The following is an 18,484-nucleotide window of genomic DNA, read 5'->3' as shown; positions in this document are numbered from 1 at the left end:
CCTACGCTTTTATTTTTTCCGAGCAGGACCAGTCTGTCTTTGTTTACGGTTAGGATCCTTTTTATTAATGATATAAAGACGACCTTTACGACGAACCAATTTATCGCCTTTAGAAGGATCGGCCTTAATAGATGAACTTACTTTCATAACGATATTCCCGCTAAACTAAGATTAAGGTTATCTTCGAGGGGAATTTTTTTCAATGTTGTTATTAAGAATAAACCTTAGTTTTGCCTAAACGATACGAGAATTAAAAAATTCCGTACATCTCACTAAAGTATTTCTCTTGTAAATATTTAAAGATTATGTTAGATTCGCTCGTCCAGTGTTAATACCATCAAAAAGGATTCATTCGTCGTGAAACGAACGTATCAACCCAGTAAGCGAAAACGTCGCTCTTCCGTAGGCTTCCGAAAGCGCATGCAAACTAGAGACGGAAGAAAACTTTTGAATCGCAGAAGACGACACGGAAGACATATTTTAATCGATCTTTAATGAAAAGATTCGGGCGTTTGCATGGTTGCATTTCCGAAAGCCTCTCGTTTGTTAAAAAGCGGACAGTTTCAGTTTGTCATGAGGAACGGAAAATGTGTGACTGGCGATTTCTTAAAAATTTATGTTTTTTATCATAAGAGATCGTTTTCAAAACTTGGCATTACTGTTTCCAGAAAATTCGGCAAGGCTGTCGATAGAAACTATTTCAAAAGAATTATAAGAGAAGTCTTTCGTTTGAATCAATGCAAACTCACTTCGGTTCTTTTGGTCGTTTTCCCTAAGATTTATAAGAAAAAAGTCTCCTTTCGGGACGCATGTATCGATTTCGAGTCACTGCTTCCCTTTCTTATTCCTACTATTACTACGAGTGTTCCCGAATGTAATTCAGGGATGAAGACACCCGCTCCTTCATCGCTTCCGGAGCGTAGTTAAAAGCTAGTTCAGCGTGTTTAAGAGCCGCATCATGTATATCCACATCCAGATAAAATTGAGCTATCATCATTTCAATTCGCCATGTTTTTTCATTCCTATGACCACCAAAGTCAATAAGGTAATTTTTCAGAGGAAATAGGATATCTTCCGGGTTCTTTAAAGTATTTTTTCTGTAACGTCTAACCAATTCCTGAAATTCCAAAACAGCTATCGTAAAGCAATTTTTATCCGGATTATCTCTTTGAGAGTCTGTCAACCATTGTTTAATCTCATTGGACTCTTTCGAACCCATTTTCCCCTCATCAATGAGAAGACGAAATTTTTCTGATAAGAAAAATTCATCTTTGAGATTGACGCCCTCCTGAAGAACTAGACGCATGATCTCTTTAGAACCAATGTCTTCAGATAACAAATAAAGTCTTTTTAATTCATCAACGGATAAAGATCCCAATCCACTGCCGATGTTTTTTAACAAACGATTATTATCGATAATGCGTAAAAAAATATTCACTAACTCTTCCGGTAAATCATATGCCATTGCTCCTCGACAACGATAAATCTCGTTTTCATCGGAATCCAAAATAATGATGCACGGCAGCTCATCAACGGAAAAAGATTTCTTCAATTCAAGATTTTTTTTTGATAATTCAAAGGAATATTTTGAATGACGAGGAAAATTCAGCTGCAAACATAGAAATTCTTCTTTAAGCTTTGAAAATAATGATTCATTCGAAAAAATGTCCTTTCTTAATTTCATACTCCATGGAGACCAATCGGAACCGTCAAAAAACATTAGTATGTACTTGTTCTCTAAACGACTTTTTTGCAAAGCTTCCCGATAATCAGTAATCCAATGAGACTCCTCTATTTGACAAGCAAAAGAATCTGATGAACCGATCATAATAAAGACCGATACCAATAATTTTTGATGAAAAAAAAGAAACAACGGTTTTTTCAGAAAGCTCATATAACACTCTCACTAGAAATAAAAGGCCAAAACAATCCCTCTTATAATCGATAAAATTAAAAAAGCAGCTCCAAGTGTATAGACTTTTTTTCATTTAAAACACACCAAAAAATATTTTAAAAAAACTTCATTTATCAACTTTTCTTGTCTTAAGATATCATTTATTATAGGATTCATACTAAAAAACGTTTTAGTTTTAAATGAACGGACACAGGCGCATCCCAAACTTTCCGTTGTTTTTATACAACACTGAAACTCGTCGAAAAGAACGATTCATTCCCCGCGATACTTCCGTTTTAATGTATACCTGCGGACCTACCGTTTACGATTACGCTCATATAGGTAATTTTCGGACATATGTTTTCGAAGACGTTTTAAAACGCACACTACAAACATTCGGTTATGATGTTAAACAAGTCATGAACTTAACCGATGTCGATGATAAAACGATTAAAGGAGCAACTAAACAAGGTGTTTCTTTAGATACGTTTACGGCTCCTTACATAAGGGCATTTTTTGAGGATATCGAAATTTTAGGAATTTCTCCTGCAGCGGAATATCCCAGGGCCACGCATTACATTCCGCAAATGATTGAAGCCATCGATATTTTAAAAAAGAAAGGACGAGCCTATTCCGGAAACGATGGATCCGTATATTTTTCGATCGATAAATTGGATACGTACGGTCGACTCTGTAAACTGAGTGATTCTCATCACTCACACGCCGGAACATCTTCATCCGATGAATATGATAAAGACAACGTCTGTGATTTCACTCTTTGGAAAGCTTATGATCCCGAAAGAGACGGAGAAATTTATTGGGATAGTCCTTTTGGAAAAGGTCGACCCGGATGGCACCTCGAATGTTCCGTTATGGCAATGCAAATATTAGGTGAAACTATTGATATTCACGCAGGCGGAGTCGATAACATCTTTCCTCATCATGAAAATGAAATTGCTCAATCCGAAAGTCTTTCCGATAAAACCTTCGTTAAATATTGGGTTCATTCGGAACATCTCTTGGTCAACGGAAAAAAAATGTCTAAAAGTTTAGGCAATTTCTATCGTTTAAAGGATCTTCTCAATAAAGGATTTTCCGGCAAAGAAATCCGTTATGCTCTTCTTCAAAGTCATTATCGAACACAACTTAATTTCAGTGAAAAAATGTTAAAAGGCTGTAAACAAGCCGTTAAAAAATTGCAGGATTTTATTGAAAGAATAGAAAGCATTCCCGAAACAAAACTTTCCGAGAATCAAACAAGGACCAACAGCGATACGGAACTATTTTTAAGAACGTTTGCAAAAACCATGGCTAATGATCTTAACGTTTCCGAAGCTCTGGCCGCATTATTTCAATACATCAAAAAGATAACTGATCTTGAACAACTACTCGGTTATAATGAAGCCGTTACGATCTTGGGAGCATTGAAAGAAGTCAACCGAATTTTAAACGTGCTTTCCTTCAACAAGGGCAATTCGATAATTCCGACAACCATCCTTGAACTCATTGCCGAGAGAGAGATTGCCCGAAGTAATAAAGATTGGAAAAAATCCGATACTCTAAGAGACATGATCGCGGAAAAAGGATTTTCTATCGAAGATAAGGTTACGGGTTATCGAATCAAAAAAATAGAAATCTGAACTCTAATTATCTATTTTCATCATCGGGAAATAAAGAACATCTTTGATGGATGTCACATTCCCAAGAAGCATAATTAATCTGTCCAGCCCGATACCGATGCCACCGGCGGGAGGGATCCCTTGACAAATGGCCTCCATGAACTCCTCATCCAAAGGATGAGTCTTCGATTTATCTTGGCTTTGCATTTTCTTATTAAACTGATCTTCCAAAAGCTTTCTTTGCAATAAAGGATCGTTTAATTCAGAATACGCATTGCATAATTCCTTTCCCAGACAAAAACTTTCGAATCTTTCTACAACATCCTCTTTATTTTCTCTATGCAATTTACACAAGGGTGTAGTTTCTATAGGATGATCCGTAATATGGTGAGGCTGAATTAAACAATGCACCACTAATTCATCAAATAACAAAGCCATCAGTTCTCCTTTTGAAGCCCTATCAATCTCAGGGTGAGGCAACAGCGTTTGTTCTTTCAAAATATTTCTTAAAGTTTCCGGAGAAGATTTATTTATATCGATACCGGCATATATATGAATACTTTCTTCCATGGTCAAGCGTTTCCAAGGAGACTTAAAATTCAGCTCAATTTCTTGAATATCACCCGACACATCTTTAAATTGGGAATAAATAATCTTTGTCGTTCCTGTCAAAGAACGAACCAAATATTCCATTAGCTCTTCCATGAGTTTCATCATGTCATTATAATCCATATACGTACCATATGCTTCCATCATAGTAAATTCAGGATTATGAGTACGATCAATGCCTTCATTCCTAAAGACCTTACCAATCTCGTAAACGCGACGCATACCTCCTGCTAAAAGTTTTTTTAAAGAAATCTCCAAAGAAATGCGTAAAAACATATCGACATTCAAGGCATTAACATGAGTTTTAAACGGATCAGCCTCGGCACCACCGTAGGAATTTTGAATTATCGGAGTTTCCACCTCTATAAAATCCCTTTCATCCATAAAACGGCGAATTAAACCAAAGATTCGGCTCCTTAATAAGAAGGTTTGATAAACCTCTCTTGAGGAAATAAGATCCAGCCAGCGCTTTCTGTAACGAGAGGCCTTGTCTACAAGACCTGCATGTTTATCGGGTAGTGATAATAAAGACTTGGAAAGCAATTCTACTGACTCAGCCAAAACAGTCAATTCACCGGCATGCGTTCGAAAAAGAAAACCGCGAACACCTATGAAATCTCCCAAATCGAGTTTTTTCTCTATAAATTTAATAGACGTAACGTCTGAGTCGAGAGCCAACCCCGACACTTTCGAAAATTCTCTATTAAACATCACTTGAATAAGAACATTGCCATCCAATAACTGAGCAAAAGCATTTTTACCCATAGCTCTGAACAAAACTACTCTTCCGGCCACGGTTACTCGAGGAGTAGTTTTAGCAAATGCGTCTTCACTGCTGCCGACGATTGCCTCGTCAAAAGACTCTCTTATCTTTTTAACGTCTTGAACACCTTCATATATATGAGGGTAAGGATCGATACCGAGATCTCGAATTTCTCTAAGTTTATCTACACGATACAAAAAATCCTGTTGAGAATGGTAAGACGGCTTAAACATAACAACCCTCGGTTAAACGAAAAAGTAGAATCCAGAAGCGGTTATTAAATCGGAAAGACTTCAGGATTCATAAGCAATCGATACAAAATACAGAAGATCTTCGTTTTTTAAAAAGGAAAATCCATTCAATCCAAACGGATAACCTTTTAAGGTTAAAGCGTTCTGATATTTAATCGGCAGATTTAATTATCCAAACCTAAATTCTTTTTGAGGTAATTAACATATGCTTCTCCTCCCCCATGTCTAAATCCTTCTCTAAGAATAAGATCACCTTTTTTGTCAACTATAATTAGAGTAGGAAATCCAGTTACTCCATAGCGTACTCTTAATTTTTCATTTAATTGCACAAGGTCTTCGGGTAAAGAAGTTGTATGAGGGAAATCAACCTCCACCATACACAAATGTTGTTTCGCAAAATGTTTAAAAGCCTGTGTAGAAAAAATGACATCTTTCATTCGTTTACACCAAATACACCAATCCGAACCCGTAAAGAATAAAGTAAGATATTTATCCTCCTTATCGGCTATTTCTTCAGCTTCTTCATAACTCATCCATTGTATCTCTTCAGCGGCTTGCTTAGATGCCAGTATCGAGCTATTTTTAGCTTTTTGCTTTTTTGTTACGCCAGCCACACCGAAACAAGGTTGGTTCACAAATACAGACAGTACTAACAAAAAAAATAGTGACTTCATTCTCTCTCCTTTATTTTTTTGTCGCGAAATCCTATGATCCGCGACATTCATCCGAGTAAACGTATACCTCAATTGACAAACGAAATACAAACTATTTTCATGAGCAAGAACACTTCATCTTAAGGAAATTTCATGAATGTTTCCGATTCGATCCTTGACGTTTTTAAAGAAAATGCTTTTTTTTTCTTCAATGAAATGGTTTTATACTGGGAAACGGATTACTTGCTCAAAAACTCCGATTTAAAACCTCTTTGTATTTCGGATGTCAAAACTAAACCGACGCAGGAAAAATTGCCGCAATCGATAAAACGGACGGATAGTGAAATTCCGGTTCCGGCAACCAAAAGCCGAAAAACCGTTTCATCAAAAAATTCGGAACTATCGAATGAAGGAGATAATCGTCGAGATTTATCGACTAATTGGATTTTAAACCCCATGACGCATTGCCCTTCTACCGAAGATTTTTTAAACTTAGAGTTTAAATGTTTAAAAAGCATAAATTTAAGACAACTCCGTATTCCGGTTTGCCTGTATCTTTTTGCAGCCTCAACCTTGGAAATTCTTTTTTTTCAAAGATTAGTCAAATCAGTTACACAATTTTTCGTCCCCTGCCGTTTATCTTTGTCTCATGAAAAACAATTTAATTCGGAAGAGCACTTTGGAGACCATGAATTGATTCTCATTAAACAAGAGACTCTTATCGTTAATTTTCAAGATACTATCATCCATCAGCCTTATGAATATAAACAAAAAATTATAATTCCTTTGTTGTCTTTCGAAGATTATCAAAAAGATGTTCAAACCAAAAAAGCATTATGGATACAGTTACGACAACTAACTATGTCGGTTACGCCGAAGTAATCGTTAACGCTCTTATTAACCAAACTCTTGACTACGGAATACCTCGAGAGCTTGCAGATTCCATTAAAGAAGGATCTTGCGTAAACGTTCCTCTAAGAAACAAAAAAAAAGCCGGAATTGTAGTATCGCTTAAGCCTACTTCCCAATGTTTATCAAAAATTCTACCGATTACGGAAACCATTGAAAACAACATCGTTCTCACCTCCGATCTCATTGAATTGGCTTTATGGATCAGCCGTTATTATTTTGCTCCGCTCGGACAAATTTTAAAGTTGTTTCTCCCGGGATCCGTAAGAGAACCGGGTAATTGTCGACCTCAGGAAACAATTCAACTAATTAAAGATAAACAAGAAATTCTAACACTGATAGCCAGCAATAAACCTAAAGTAGGCAGTCAGGAAAAAATTTTAACAGTACTTTTAGAAAACGATAAACCTTGTCTTTCCTCAACTGAAGTTCTTAAAAGATCCGGAACAGTCAAAACTTCTTTAGTAGCTTTAGAGAAAAAAAATTTCATACGCATTACGAAAACAAATCACCCGGATCCTTGTAATTGTCGACCTCAGGAAACAATTCAACTAATTAAAGATAAACAAGAAATTCTAACACTGATAGCCAGCAATAAACCTAAAGTAGGCAGTCAGGAAAAAATTTTAACAGTACTTTTAGAAAACGATAAACCTTGTCTTTCCTCAACTGAAGTTCTTAAAAGATCCGGAACAGTCAAAACTTCTTTAGTAGCTTTAGAGAGAAAAAATTTCATACGCATTACGGAAACAAATCACCCGGATCCTTTTTTTCAAAACCTTGAATTTTTACCGATTTGTCCCAAAGAATTAAATCCTGAACAAATTCATTCCTTAGCGAAAATTCGTGCTTCTCTTGAAAATAACATTTTTGAAACTCATCTTGTCTTTGGAGTTACCGGAAGCGGAAAAACGGAAATTTATCTTCAAGCTATAGAACATGCTAAAAAATTACATAAAAGTACTATCATCCTAGTTCCCGAAATCGCTTTGACAGTTCATATGGTTGAACAATTTAAAGCTCGCTTTGGAACATCAATAGGAGTTCTTCATCATAAATTAAGTGATGAAGATAAAAATAAGACCTGGTGCAATGCTCTCAAAGGTAAACTTGATATTATCATGGGGCCCCGTTCAGCTTTATTCTGTCCCATGCAAAATCTCGGATTAATCATAGTAGACGAAGAACACGACATGGCTTACAAACAACAGGAAATGACTCCGTGTTACCACGCTAGAGATACCGCAGTTATGCGAGGGAAAATAATGGGAGCTACCGTTGTCTTAGGAAGCGCAACTCCAAGCTTAGAGACTTTTATGAACGCCAAGACAGGGAAATACCATCTTTCCGTTCTCAACCGGCAAGCAGAAACGCAAGACTCAAGTATTGTTTCTCTGATCGATATGAAACAGGAATTACCGAAAAATCCTTCCTCTGCTCTTCTCTCATCTACCGTCCTTAACGGAATTCAAGAAAGAATCGAAAAAGGAGAACAGAGTATTATCTTTTGTAACCGAAGAGGTTATTATACACAAGTATCCTGTAGAGAATGTGACACGGTTTTAAAATGCGAACATTGTGATATTACGTTAACCTTTCATAAAATAACCAACGAGTTAACCTGTCATTTATGCGGTTACTTACTAACGCCTCCTCCGAAATTTTGCGGCACGTGTAAAGGAGAAGTGAAACTCAGTTATACTGGTGTAGGAACTGAAAAAGTCGAAAGAGCTCTTCATGCGATATTTCCGAATATTCGTACTATCCGTATTGATTCCGATACTATACGTCAAAGAAACAGTTACGATGAGACGTTTAAACGTTTTGCTACCGGGAAAGCTGACGTCCTCATAGGAACTCAAATGATTGCCAAAGGTCTTCATTTCCCTTCCGTTACTTTATCCGTCATATTAAATGGGGATTCGGGTTTGCACATTCCGGATTTCAGAGCCTCCGAATATGTCTTTCAAGTTATCACACAGGTGGGAGGTCGAGCCGGAAGAAGTTCATTGCCTGGAGAAGTCTTAATACAAACCTTTAGTCCCGCGAATAAAACAATGGCTTTAGCTTCAGAAAGAAATTATTTAAAATTTTACAATGAAGAATTGGAAAATCGCCGTTGCTTCAATTTTCCTCCCTTTTTTCGCTTAATTAAATTCGTTTTTATGGGTAAAGATGCCGAATTAACTCGTAGAGAAGCGGAAAAAACACGTCGCAGTGTTGCTTTAGCTTGTAGAGGAGAAGAGACTATAGTTCATCCGACTATTCCTTGCGGTCATATTAAAATCAAAGATTTATTCCGTTATCAATTTCTGATTAAAACCCGTAACATTATGACCACAAACCGAGCCATTCAAAACGCTATGATAGAGTGCAAGCCTTGCACAAAAATAAAATTTTTTATCGACGTAGATCCCATTACTACATTTGTCTGAGGATTTTTTTTAAAAATTCGTCATACAATTTATGAAGCTTGTCTATTTCATCCTTGGTGTTAAACGCATGCAATGTCACTCTAACTCGACCCTGTTTCGAAAAAACTTGAGGGGAAGCGACTGGGTTTACCAAAAAACCTCGCTCAAAACAAAAATTAACAAAAGCGATAGCAGTATCGATAGTCCCCATATTTAACGACTGAAGAATACCGGGACTTGAAAAAGCGAAAAGATCTAAAAAATGTCTCCGTAATACGAGTAGATAATCACGTTGACGATCCGCTTGTAGCATCAAATCATAAGCACAATCGACAGCCACAAGATTATATAAAGGGAAAGCAGTGGAGAATCTAGAGGGATAAGAAAAATGAATCAAATATTCCTTCAGCTCTGCACCACCCAAAACGGCCGCTCCGAAAGTACCTAAGGCTTTTCCAAAAGTTACTACCACTCCGAAAATCTTGTCGCATAAATTCTGAGTAAAGCCCAAACCATTACCGAAAACACCTATGGCGTGGGCTTCATCCACAATTAATTTGGCATCATATTTTTGTGACAGCGCAATCAATTCCTCAAGAGGTGCCAAACTGCCGTCTTGTGAATATACCGAACTCACACCTATAAAAATATTCCTTCCATCGGGTCGAAATTTTATGAGTTGTTCTTCCAAATGCCCTAAATCGTTATGACTAAAAAAACCGTGCTTCCCCTTACCGAAAAGAACTCCGGACTTTAGGGAGATATGAACGTCTTCATCAAATAACAAAACATCTTTTTCGGAAACGGATAGAAAACATAGAGATTGATTGGCCATATAACCGCAATGACAAATCAGAGAGGTTGGATATCCATGAATATGAGCGATTTTATCTTCCAGAATATTCAAAAATTCCGCGTTTTTGGAATTGATACGAGAACCGGATGCTCCTTGAGTCGGTCCGTATATTCCCGAAAGAACACCATAACGGTCGGTAATCTTATCATATAATTCCTGCGAATTCGCTAATCCTAAAATATCATTCGAACGAAAATCCACCCCTTTGGGATTTCCAGGAAGAGGCGACACGGACCCCCTCAATTTTCCGAGATTAAGAATTTGATTGAACATCACGCAATAAACATCGGTTAAGATAAAAACAAAAGACGATTAAACAAGAAACAAGTCTCTAAGACACATGATCGTAGCTAAATGGGGAAAAAAAATCGAGAGAATAAACAGACAAGCATCAGTTCGAATCCATGCTCTCGGCTATCTTAGCTAATTCCTTATAATCGATTTTTCCTATCCCCAATACAGGAAGTCGACTCAATTGTTTAATGTAAGAAATTTTGATGAGATTACTTGTTTCTGCGTTCTTAAAAGCCGTAGCCACTTCATCGGGACTAATCTGAAAAGTAGTAAATAAATAAAGCTTGGCTTTTTCTCCCGGATATTCCAAGCCGTGAACCGCTAAACCCAAATTCTCTCCGGTAGACATTTTGTCCTTAAACGCATCGATAAGAATCTCTTCCACGGCAGCTAAGCTAATCATTTCACCTCCTATCTTAACGAATCGCTTTTGTCTGCCTTTAATAATTAAAGAACCGGTAGGGTCAAGAATTCCCAAATCTCCGGTTTTATACCACCGGTTACCTTCAAAGTCTATGAATGAACTGTCATCTAAAGTACCGTCGCAGTTCAGATAACCCTTAAATAAAGAAGTTCCTTTTATTATAATAAGTCCCATACACCCTTGAGACAATCGCTCAAAAGTTTCAGGACAAACGATCGCCAGACTCATATCTTTTATTTGAAGGCCCACTCCTCTTAGATTAGAACCTCTAGGAACAATCGTAATTACGGGAGAACATTCGGTTACGCCGTATCCTTGAATAATGTCCGTTTTAGGATTGATCGATTTCACCATCTCATAATGTGCCGCAGCAGCCGGTTCTCCCCCCAAGACAATTAATTCCACCAAATGAAGTTGCTCAGGATCCTTTAAACCATGAAGCAAATACATAAGAAAAGTTGGCGTCAAACAAATAATAGTCACTCCGTATTTTTCGATCGCACGAGCCAATGTTTTACCGTTAAGCGGATTCGGTTCGAAAACAATACGAATTCCAGCCAAAAGAGGTAACAAACAAGTGATATTGAAGCCTAAGGCATGAAAAGGAGGAAGTGCAGATAAAAAAATAGCTAGGTCTTCCTGAACCTTTAGATAATCCCCACTCGATCTTTGATTCGACAATAGATTATTATGAGTCAAGGGTACGCATTTAGGACTACCCTCCGTTCCGCTCGTAAACAATAAAACGGCTATATCAGTTTTACTAAACTCAATCTTGAATATTTTTTTTATGACATCGAAAGAACGAAAAGAAAGAAATCCGGCACGTAATTTTTGAAAAATAGATAGGGAAGACTTGATGTCTTCCAAATAAACCATGTTAAAGGGACTACTGGGAGGAAAGCCTTTTTCTTGTAATTTCGAAAGAAAAATCTTTGAGGTAATAATTTTATCGAAATCAACTTCGTCCTTAATAAAGGCCAATTCACGTTTCCCCATTGTCCAATTGACCATAACCGGTAATTTACCGGCTAACATCACAGCAAAGTAACAAATAACGGCTGCTGCCGAAGCAGGTAACATAATTCCGATCTTTGTATCAGGAAGTTTACGTAAAAACAAAGCAATCGCTAAAACGGTTCGTTTTAAATCCGAATAAGACAACCGTCCTATGGTACTGTCTATACAAGCATCACTACTTTTAAACGAATCGCAGATGAAAAAAAAATTTTCCAAAAGAGAATCGAATTCAAGACGAGACGAATTGAAAGAAAATTGTTCTTTGCGATTCTTACTTCTCCAAGAAAAGTTGTCTTTCTTCATACATGAATCTCACTTATAAGGAACAAGGTTCAAAGGTTCTGCTTCTCCATCTTTATTGAGCCACGATGCCAAAAAAATATTCAAGGATTTTTTATCTTGAAAATCGGACAATAAAACGCGAGGAACACTGAAAACTTCGATAATCACTTCCCTTTTCGGAACGAAAAATATAAAATTTCTGAATATGACTTTCAATGCCTGCCAGGCTCCTTTCTTCAAATCCAAAGTAGCATTCGTTAGAGCTCTGGAAAAAAAACTTCCCCATAAGCCCCTTGTACGGAGCAAAACAACATTAGCTTTAGGAGCAGATTCGAGTAATAAAAATGCTGCCGATTGCTCAAGAAACTCTTCTTTACCGTCGTGACTAAGTTTTCCCGACGGATAAATTAAAATGTTATCTTTTGAATGTAAAGCGTCAACCACCGATTTTTGATACCTTCGAATTTGTTCGAGTTTTTTTTCGGATTGACCGCCAGGTAGTACGACGGGAACGGGAAAGGCACGAGTCAGCTTGAGAAAGAAGCTGACTACGGGAATTGAAAATAGATATTTCGAAGCCAAAGCCCTAGGCTGAAATCTTTTCCATAAAAGCGAGACGAGAATCACGGGATCGACTTCCGAGACATGATTGGCAAGGAAAATGGTGCCTTGCCTCGGATTTTCCAATGCAAAATCCGGATCGTTAAAAATAATACGATACCGCAAGTTCAGAAGAAATCTGACGCAATAATAACCAAAAAAACCAATAACCCGAAGCATAGAAAAATTAACAACAATTCATCATTTTATAGAATCAGATTCTCCGGTAAAATCACAGGAAAAACGACGGAGAAGACCTTATTTCTCCTTTATGACATCGGTAACTATGACTCAACTATTCAAAAACAATCAAGAAATAGCTGAGAACGTCATGTATTTCATCATGTCTCTTTTGCCTGTTTATCAGAAGAAGCTTCGAGAAAATACGATTGAAATCCGGAAAAAAAAAGACGGCTCTTATGTAACATCCGTCGATTATGCCATACAATTCCTTATAAAGTCTTATCTAAGACAACGAGGAGATTTTCGTCCTGTCATAGGTGAAGAAAACCTCTTGGAACTTGAAAAACATTGCGATTCTCTAATAGAAGAGATACGTGAAATAATTTTCGATTTAGATAAAAACACATTCCTGAGAATTATGGAACCGGATCCCATTATCGATAAATACGATGCATTTTGGACTATAGATCCTATAGACGGAACCTTCGGTTTCTTAAAACACAAAAGTTTTTCGGTAGCCTTAGCGCTGATTGAAAACGGTTATCCTACAGTCGGAGTCTTAGGCTGTCCGAGTTTCAAGCAAGACGAAAAATATATCATATACTCAGCCTCCGCTCAAACACAATCTCTTATGTATACACTACGACAAGACGGAACTTGCCATAAAAAAACGTTATCTACCGAAGCCGGTTCCGATGAGTTTTTTTATTATTGCGAACCACCGATGGCCTCCCTTAATCAAAGACATTCAGAAACCAGAAGATTACTCAGCAAAATACATGAAAATTTAATTCCTTTACGCTTAGATGGACAATCAAAATATGCTCTTGTCGCGGAAAACATGGCTTCGGTTTTCATAAGACTCCCCGCAGTCAGCTCTCCATGCAAAATCTGGGATCACGCTGCCGGATCATTAATTCTCGAAAGATCAGGAGGAATCATTACGGATTCAGAAGGTCAAAAACTCAATTTCCAAAAACCGCCGAATTTACTAAACAAACCGATTATTCTAGGTAGTCTGAATTCCGAATTACACGAAAAAATTCTTAATTTGCTGCAGAACTAGCGTGAGACCTTAAGAAACTTTCTTCTGCCATTTGATTGGCAATCTTAACCGGAGGCAATTGTCTTTCTTCCGAACTTTGAAGTATCAAATCCAATTTATCGCTGATACACCACGTTTTCTCACGAACGACTTGAGAATTGTAACCTGACGAATTCAATTCCTGAGCAACGTTAATCAATCCTCCCGAGTTAACCAAATAATCGGGGGCGTATACAATACCCGCTTCAAATAAACGATCCCCGACGATCTCTGAATCTAACTGATTATTGGCAGCGCCGACGATGGACTTACAGGAAAGATATTTCACATTATCCGTATGAAAAACACCTCCCCGTGCACAAGGAGCCAAGATATCGCAATCAACATACAAAATATCGTCAACATCAACCGCTTTGGCACCGAAATATTTAACTGCATCAGCAACTTTCTTTTCGGAAATATCGGATACGATCAGGTTGGCTCCCGACCAAAAAAGTCTTTCGGCCAATCGCATACCGACCGCTCCAAGCCCTTGAATAGCTACAGTTTTCTCTTTGAGACAATTGCTCCCCCAAAGTTTACCTGCCACGGTTCTCATTCCCAAATAGACCCCGTAAGAGGTAAAACGAGCAGGATCACCGCTGATTTTTTCTAACCCGACTACATAATCAGTAAAAGAACGAATGATTTCAACAGAAGAACAATCGACACCCATGTCTTCGGCACAGATATAACGCCCCTTCAAAAAATCGACACCCTTAGCAAAATCTTTCAATAACTCGTTCGTCAATATTTGATTTTCTTCCAGAATGATTACGCTCTTACCACCCCCTGTTTCCATGCCGGAGATGGCGGCCTTATAAGTCATACCTTTTGACAGTTTTAGGACATCATCCAAAGCTTCCTGAAAAGATTGATAGTTCAGAGCTCGAATTCCTCCAAGAGAAGGCCCTAAATTCGTATTGTGTATCGAAATAATCGCATTCAACCCCGAATTCGGACAACGTAAAGACACGACTCTCTCGTAACCTTCGACATTTATTTCTTCAAAAGAGATTCTTATACTCATAAGATGTAGCGTATCCATTTTCCAGAAAGATAATTTTCCTAGAAAAAGACAATAAAGTCAAATAAACTCTAGCTATCTTTGAATGGATAATTCTCTTGTAATCTTCGATCGGTTTACTATAAAATCACCGCTACTCAATGAATTTGTTGTATATTTTTTTTAAAAAACCAAAAACGCAGACATATTTCGGTACATCATGAAGCATACATCCGTTGGCCATCCTTGGCATAGTCCATCAATCACCGATAACAATTTCGCTACTGTTTCTTGTTATGTAGAAATCACTCCAACAGATTCGGTTAAATTCGAGTTAGATAAAAAAACCGGACTGCTTAAAGTAGATCGTCCCCAAAAATTTTCCAATCGATGTCCTTGTCTGTACGGCTTTGTCCCTCAAACTTACTGCGGAGATATGATCGGAGCTTTTTGTTCGGAAAAATCCAACCGTTCAGGAATCAAAGGCGATGACGATCCTCTGGACATTTGCGTTCTCACAGAAAAGGAATTGATTCACGGAAATATCTTACTTCAAGCGAAACCTATCGGCGGCTTTCGCATTATCGACTCCGGAGAAGCCGACGATAAAATCATTGCTGTTTTAGAAGGTGATCTGGTTTACGGCGGTATCAATGATATTACGGAGTGTCCGAAAGCCATTTTAGACATGATCAAACACTATTTTCTGACCTATAAGTCAACTCCGGATTACATCATTAACGGCGGTCAAGCAAAGATAGAAATTGCCGGACTGTATTCTCAAAATGAAGCGAAAGAAGTAATTCAATTATCATATCTCGATTATAAAACGAAATTCAGCTTGGATTCTTAGTCGGATTTCGGCTTTTTTAAAAATGCTTCTGCATCTTTAATAACCTGTCGTATCGATTCGAAATTAAAGAGTTTTATCGCCTCCGCGTAAGACACCCATCGTCCCTCTGCTATTTCCGATATATCTGGGACATAGTCGCCTTCAACCTCCGATAGAAAGTAGTTAACTGTCTTGTTGCACAACCTTCCCTTATAAAGAAAAGAATAACTTTCTTGAAGCTGGGCTTGCCCCAAGAGACGAACCGTAATAAATCCCGTTTCTTCAAAAAGTTCTCTCTTAGCGGTTTCTAAAGGTAACTCTCCGGTTTCAGGATGTCCTTTAGGAAACCCCCAATGATTCCCATACGTATGCCTAACAATAAAATACTTCATTAAAGAGTTCGTCAACTTCACTGGAATGATACCGTAGGAACAATCTTGAAACGATTCCATTACGGCTTATACTTAGAGAATAAAACGATAGAGTTATGACCGCCGAAACCAAAAGAATTCGACATAGCGACATCTATAACGAAATCCTGAGCTTGATCCCGGACTAAATCAATACCTTCAACTTCGGCAATAGGATTATCCACGTTAATCGTCGGATGTATCTTATCCTTAACAATGGCTTGCAGTGTAGCAATAGCTTCTATCCCACCGGCAGCTCCTAAACAATGTCCTATTAAGGATTTCGTTGAATTCATCTTAACTTTAGTCATATGATCCCCAAAAACCTTCCTTAAAGCCACAACCTCGGCAATATCCCCTAAAGGAGTAGAAGTACCGTGTGCATTAATATAATTGACTCTTTCAAGGGGAATGTCGGCGGCTTTCAAAACTCCTCGAACACAAGCCGCAATCCCTTCACCATCATCTCTGGGTGACGTCATATGAAACGCATCGCAATTGACGTGTGCTCCCAAAATTTCCGCTATTATAGGGGCTCCTCTGGCTAAAGCATGATCCAAGGTCTCCAAAACCAAAACGCCTGCTCCCTCTCCCAGAACAAAACCGTCTCTATCTCTATCCCAAGGCCGTGAAGCTTTGGTCGGTTCATCATTTCTTTCGGATAAAGCTTTATTGGCTATAAAACCTTGAAGACCGACAACATTAACGGCAGCTTCAGCTCCTCCGCAGAACATAAGATCGGTATAACCGTTAGCCAAATAGTTATAAGCAGCTTCAATACAATAATTACTTGTAGCGCAAGCTGTAGAAATGGAATAATTCGGCCCCATGAAATCGAAATCCATTGCAATCATAGCTCCAGCCATGTTCGAGATAATAAAGGGAATGAAAAACGGAGAAAGTTTCTTTTTCTCAAGCAACAAACGCTTCAAACCTTCTTCCAACGTCAATAAGCCTCCCATACCGGCACCTATAATGACCCCACAGCGATGCTTATTCTTACTCTCTCTATTCTCTTCCCATCCCGCCATGTGAGCAGCTTTTTTCGCTGCAACAATAGCATATTTAATGAATGGATCGACTCTTCTAGCCTGTTTTCTGTCGAGATACGGCTCGGACTCAAAATCGTCTATCCAACCTGCAAACCGAGTAGGAGCATCCTCGCAAGGAAAGTGGGTGATGGGTCTTATGGCACTCTTACCGCTCAATAACATCTCGTAAAAAGCATCCACTTCATTTCCCAAAGCGGAAACCAATCCCATACCAGTAACTACTACTCGCTTTTTGCTCATACCAAACCTAAATTATAAAACTACAAAGAATTATAAGAGTTCCATTTAACCACTAAACCGTCTTTCCATAACTCTTCCACACGATATTTATCCCGCACGGAAGGAATAAATACATGAATTATAACGAATCCATAATCGATAACCACCCATTCACCGATAGACATGCCTTCAACGCAAAGAGGAATCAATTGTTCTTGTTTCAAATTTTGAATAATCGATTCCGTAATAGCTTTAACATGGACACCGACATTGCCTTCGGTAAAAATAAAGAAATCCGTCATTCGACAAATGGACCTAACGTCGAGAACGACCGTATTAAAGCCCTTTTTATTTTCGATCGCCGAGCCTATCGTTTTAAGACAACCGAGTAAGTTCGTTTCCATAAGCTTCGAGAATAAAGGATTATAAAGGATACTGTCGACACATTTTTTTATCCCCTAAATGGTAACCCATCCCTTACAAAGGGAAAACTTTTTGAATTTACGATCCGCTTTGACCGCAATAGATTTCGTTCCTGCGAACAAAAACGGTAAATCCGAGACACTATTCGAAAAACATAAAGATTTCGTTACATTAAAATAACGCATATACCTTCTTAACTCTCGAGCTTTTCCGTGCCCATCTAAAAATAAACCCGGCTCTCGATAAATTCCTTCCGAGTTACACGCATAAACGGAAGCGGAAAATTCCGAAACTTTAAATAACCGAGCAAATCTACTCACAAGAAAGTCCGGTGAAGACGACAATATAACTACAGGAAAACCTTCGGAAAGAGCATGATTTAAATAATTCAAACTCGGTTGATAAAAATTCGGCTTAAGATTATCTATCCACTGATCCACTAACTCCAAAAGCTTTTCAAAAGACATTCCTTTCAAACAAGTTTCAAAAAAACAAGAATATATTCGTCTCATGTCTCCGGAAAAAAAACGATAAGAACAGTAAGCCGTCAAACATGCAAAAAGAGATCTTAATCCGAATCTTCTTCTCAAAAAATGATATTTATAAAATCCAATACTGGAGTTAAAATTCAGCAAAGTGTCATCCAGATCGAAAGCATAAATCCAAGATTCTTTACGGTTCATACTT

General features: G+C 38.0%; 19 protein-coding genes. 7 read left to right on the top strand and 12 right to left on the bottom strand.

All coding sequences use genetic code 11. From position 1 onward, the window contains the following. Positions 1-9: 9 nt before the first annotated feature. The gene (rpmJ, locus tag RSA43_04275; protein ID MEG2496492.1) at positions 10-147 is read right to left on the bottom strand and encodes a 50S ribosomal protein L36; all 138 of its coding nucleotides are present in this window, start codon (positions 145-147) and stop codon (positions 10-12) included. Between the two features lie 210 nt (positions 148-357). Between rpmJ and rpmH the strand changes: the two genes are divergently transcribed. Then, positions 358-495, top strand: coding sequence for a 50S ribosomal protein L34 (gene rpmH, locus RSA43_04270; GenBank protein ID MEG2496491.1), 138 nt, complete (start codon positions 358-360; stop codon positions 493-495). A 21-nt stretch (positions 496-516) separates the two neighbouring features. Continuing rightward, entirely contained in the window at positions 517-927 is a 411-nt protein-coding gene (gene rnpA, locus RSA43_04265; protein ID MEG2496490.1) for a ribonuclease P protein component, read from the top strand. Here rnpA and RSA43_04260 read toward each other — a convergent pair. Beyond that, positions 857-1,828 carry a hypothetical protein gene (locus tag RSA43_04260; protein ID MEG2496489.1) on the bottom strand — a complete coding sequence of 324 codons (972 nt, stop codon included), beginning with the start codon at positions 1,826-1,828 and terminating at the stop codon, positions 857-859. The two genes, rnpA and RSA43_04260, sit on opposite strands and share 71 nt — an antisense overlap. 266 nt (positions 1,829-2,094) lie before the next feature. Between RSA43_04260 and cysS the strand changes: the two genes are divergently transcribed. Beyond that, positions 2,095-3,534, top strand: coding sequence for a cysteine--tRNA ligase (cysS, locus tag RSA43_04255; protein ID MEG2496488.1), 1,440 nt, complete (start codon positions 2,095-2,097; stop codon positions 3,532-3,534). A gap of 3 nt (positions 3,535-3,537) precedes the next feature. Here the strand turns inward: cysS and lysS are convergent, their stop codons facing one another. Both lysS and RSA43_04245 read right to left on the bottom strand, forming a co-directional pair. Continuing rightward, positions 3,538-5,118: a lysine--tRNA ligase gene (lysS, locus tag RSA43_04250; protein ID MEG2496487.1), complete on the bottom strand. Its 1,581-nt coding sequence runs from the start codon at positions 5,116-5,118 to the stop codon at positions 3,538-3,540. A 182-nt stretch (positions 5,119-5,300) separates the two neighbouring features. Further along, positions 5,301-5,810 carry a thioredoxin fold domain-containing protein gene (locus tag RSA43_04245; GenBank protein ID MEG2496486.1) on the bottom strand — a complete coding sequence of 170 codons (510 nt, stop codon included), beginning with the start codon at positions 5,808-5,810 and terminating at the stop codon, positions 5,301-5,303. A gap of 132 nt (positions 5,811-5,942) precedes the next feature. Here RSA43_04245 and RSA43_04240 point away from each other — a divergent pair, with 132 nt between their 5' ends. Then, complete coding sequence (locus RSA43_04240; protein MEG2496485.1) at positions 5,943-6,671, top strand: hypothetical protein; 729 nt, start codon at positions 5,943-5,945, stop codon at positions 6,669-6,671. Further along, positions 6,626-9,133 carry a primosomal protein N' gene (gene priA / locus RSA43_04235; GenBank protein ID MEG2496484.1) on the top strand — a complete coding sequence of 836 codons (2,508 nt, stop codon included), beginning with the start codon at positions 6,626-6,628 and terminating at the stop codon, positions 9,131-9,133. Before RSA43_04240 ends, priA begins: the two co-directional genes overlap by 46 nt. Here the strand turns inward: priA and RSA43_04230 are convergent. The 3 genes from RSA43_04230 to RSA43_04220 form a co-directional block, all read right to left on the bottom strand. After that, positions 9,120-10,199 (bottom strand): aminotransferase class I/II-fold pyridoxal phosphate-dependent enzyme, encoded by a 1,080-nt coding sequence (locus RSA43_04230; protein MEG2496483.1) that lies wholly within the window; start codon positions 10,197-10,199, stop codon positions 9,120-9,122. The genes priA and RSA43_04230 overlap by 14 nt on opposite strands. Positions 10,200-10,359: 160 nt before the next feature. Further along, positions 10,360-12,009, bottom strand: coding sequence for an AMP-binding protein (locus tag RSA43_04225; protein ID MEG2496482.1), 1,650 nt, complete (start codon positions 12,007-12,009; stop codon positions 10,360-10,362). A gap of 9 nt (positions 12,010-12,018) precedes the next feature. Beyond that, positions 12,019-12,675 (bottom strand): lysophospholipid acyltransferase family protein, encoded by a 657-nt coding sequence (locus tag RSA43_04220; protein ID MEG2496481.1) that lies wholly within the window; start codon positions 12,673-12,675, stop codon positions 12,019-12,021. A gap of 199 nt (positions 12,676-12,874) precedes the next feature. On the opposite strand from RSA43_04220, the gene RSA43_04215 reads away from it, so the two are divergent. Further along, positions 12,875-13,837 (top strand): inositol monophosphatase family protein, encoded by a 963-nt coding sequence (locus RSA43_04215; GenBank protein MEG2496480.1) that lies wholly within the window; start codon positions 12,875-12,877, stop codon positions 13,835-13,837. Here RSA43_04215 and RSA43_04210 read toward each other — a convergent pair. Beyond that, positions 13,818-14,885 (bottom strand): Glu/Leu/Phe/Val dehydrogenase dimerization domain-containing protein, encoded by a 1,068-nt coding sequence (locus RSA43_04210; GenBank protein MEG2496479.1) that lies wholly within the window; start codon positions 14,883-14,885, stop codon positions 13,818-13,820. The two genes, RSA43_04215 and RSA43_04210, sit on opposite strands and share 20 nt — an antisense overlap. Positions 14,886-15,081: 196 nt before the next feature. On the opposite strand from RSA43_04210, the gene RSA43_04205 reads away from it, so the two are divergent. Next, positions 15,082-15,714, top strand: a complete 633-nt coding sequence (locus RSA43_04205) for an inorganic pyrophosphatase (GenBank protein MEG2496478.1) — start codon at positions 15,082-15,084, stop codon at positions 15,712-15,714. On the opposite strand, the gene RSA43_04200 is transcribed toward RSA43_04205, so the two are convergent. The 4 genes from RSA43_04200 to RSA43_04185 are packed head-to-tail and all read right to left on the bottom strand — an operon-like array spanning position 15,711 to position 18,480. Next, a complete protein-coding gene (locus tag RSA43_04200; GenBank protein ID MEG2496477.1) occupies positions 15,711-16,145 on the bottom strand; it encodes an NUDIX domain-containing protein in 435 nt (144 codons plus the stop codon). The genes RSA43_04205 and RSA43_04200 overlap by 4 nt on opposite strands. Continuing rightward, on the bottom strand, positions 16,145-17,395 hold the full coding sequence (gene fabF / locus RSA43_04195) for a beta-ketoacyl-ACP synthase II (GenBank protein MEG2496476.1): 1,251 nt from the start codon (positions 17,393-17,395) through the stop codon (positions 16,145-16,147). The genes RSA43_04200 and fabF overlap by 1 nt, the downstream gene beginning before the upstream one ends. A 20-nt stretch (positions 17,396-17,415) precedes the next feature. Further along, a complete protein-coding gene (gene rsfS, locus RSA43_04190) occupies positions 17,416-17,778 on the bottom strand; it encodes a ribosome silencing factor (GenBank protein MEG2496475.1) in 363 nt (120 codons plus the stop codon). A gap of 54 nt (positions 17,779-17,832) precedes the next feature. Next, positions 17,833-18,480 carry a haloacid dehalogenase-like hydrolase gene (locus tag RSA43_04185; GenBank protein ID MEG2496474.1) on the bottom strand — a complete coding sequence of 216 codons (648 nt, stop codon included), beginning with the start codon at positions 18,478-18,480 and terminating at the stop codon, positions 17,833-17,835. Positions 18,481-18,484 lie beyond the last annotated feature (4 nt).

It is taken from the genome of Victivallaceae bacterium, assembly GCA_036659455.1.
Lineage (GTDB): Bacteria > Chlamydiota > Chlamydiia > Chlamydiales > Chlamydiaceae > JAVXCN01.
Note: the sequence above shows the minus strand (reverse complement) of the source record. Positions and strands in the feature narration are given on the sequence as shown.

Bases quoted from the DNA above. Each gene is read 5' to 3' on its own strand.
- rpmJ (MEG2496492.1), bottom strand. From the start codon at position 147: ATGAAAGTAAGTTCATCTATTAAGGCCGATCCTTCTAAAGGCGATAAA.
- rnpA (MEG2496490.1), top strand. From the start codon at position 517: ATGGTTGCATTTCCGAAAGCCTCTCGTTTGTTAAAAAGCGGACAGTTT.
- RSA43_04260 (MEG2496489.1), bottom strand. From the start codon at position 1,828: ATGATCGGTTCATCAGATTCTTTTGCTTGTCAAATAGAGGAGTCTCAT.
- cysS (MEG2496488.1), top strand. From the start codon at position 2,095: ATGAACGGACACAGGCGCATCCCAAACTTTCCGTTGTTTTTATACAAC.
- lysS (MEG2496487.1), bottom strand. From the start codon at position 5,118: ATGTTTAAGCCGTCTTACCATTCTCAACAGGATTTTTTGTATCGTGTA.
- RSA43_04245 (MEG2496486.1), bottom strand. From the start codon at position 5,810: ATGAAGTCACTATTTTTTTTGTTAGTACTGTCTGTATTTGTGAACCAA.
- RSA43_04240 (MEG2496485.1), top strand. From the start codon at position 5,943: ATGAATGTTTCCGATTCGATCCTTGACGTTTTTAAAGAAAATGCTTTT.
- priA (MEG2496484.1), top strand. From the start codon at position 6,626: ATGGATACAGTTACGACAACTAACTATGTCGGTTACGCCGAAGTAATC.
- RSA43_04225 (MEG2496482.1), bottom strand. From the start codon at position 12,009: ATGAAGAAAGACAACTTTTCTTGGAGAAGTAAGAATCGCAAAGAACAA.
- RSA43_04215 (MEG2496480.1), top strand. From the start codon at position 12,875: ATGACTCAACTATTCAAAAACAATCAAGAAATAGCTGAGAACGTCATG.
- RSA43_04210 (MEG2496479.1), bottom strand. From the start codon at position 14,885: ATGAGTATAAGAATCTCTTTTGAAGAAATAAATGTCGAAGGTTACGAG.
- RSA43_04205 (MEG2496478.1), top strand. From the start codon at position 15,082: ATGAAGCATACATCCGTTGGCCATCCTTGGCATAGTCCATCAATCACC.
- RSA43_04200 (MEG2496477.1), bottom strand. From the start codon at position 16,145: ATGGAATCGTTTCAAGATTGTTCCTACGGTATCATTCCAGTGAAGTTG.
- fabF (MEG2496476.1), bottom strand. From the start codon at position 17,395: ATGAGCAAAAAGCGAGTAGTAGTTACTGGTATGGGATTGGTTTCCGCT.
- rsfS (MEG2496475.1), bottom strand. From the start codon at position 17,778: ATGGAAACGAACTTACTCGGTTGTCTTAAAACGATAGGCTCGGCGATC.
- RSA43_04185 (MEG2496474.1), bottom strand. From the start codon at position 18,480: ATGAACCGTAAAGAATCTTGGATTTATGCTTTCGATCTGGATGACACT.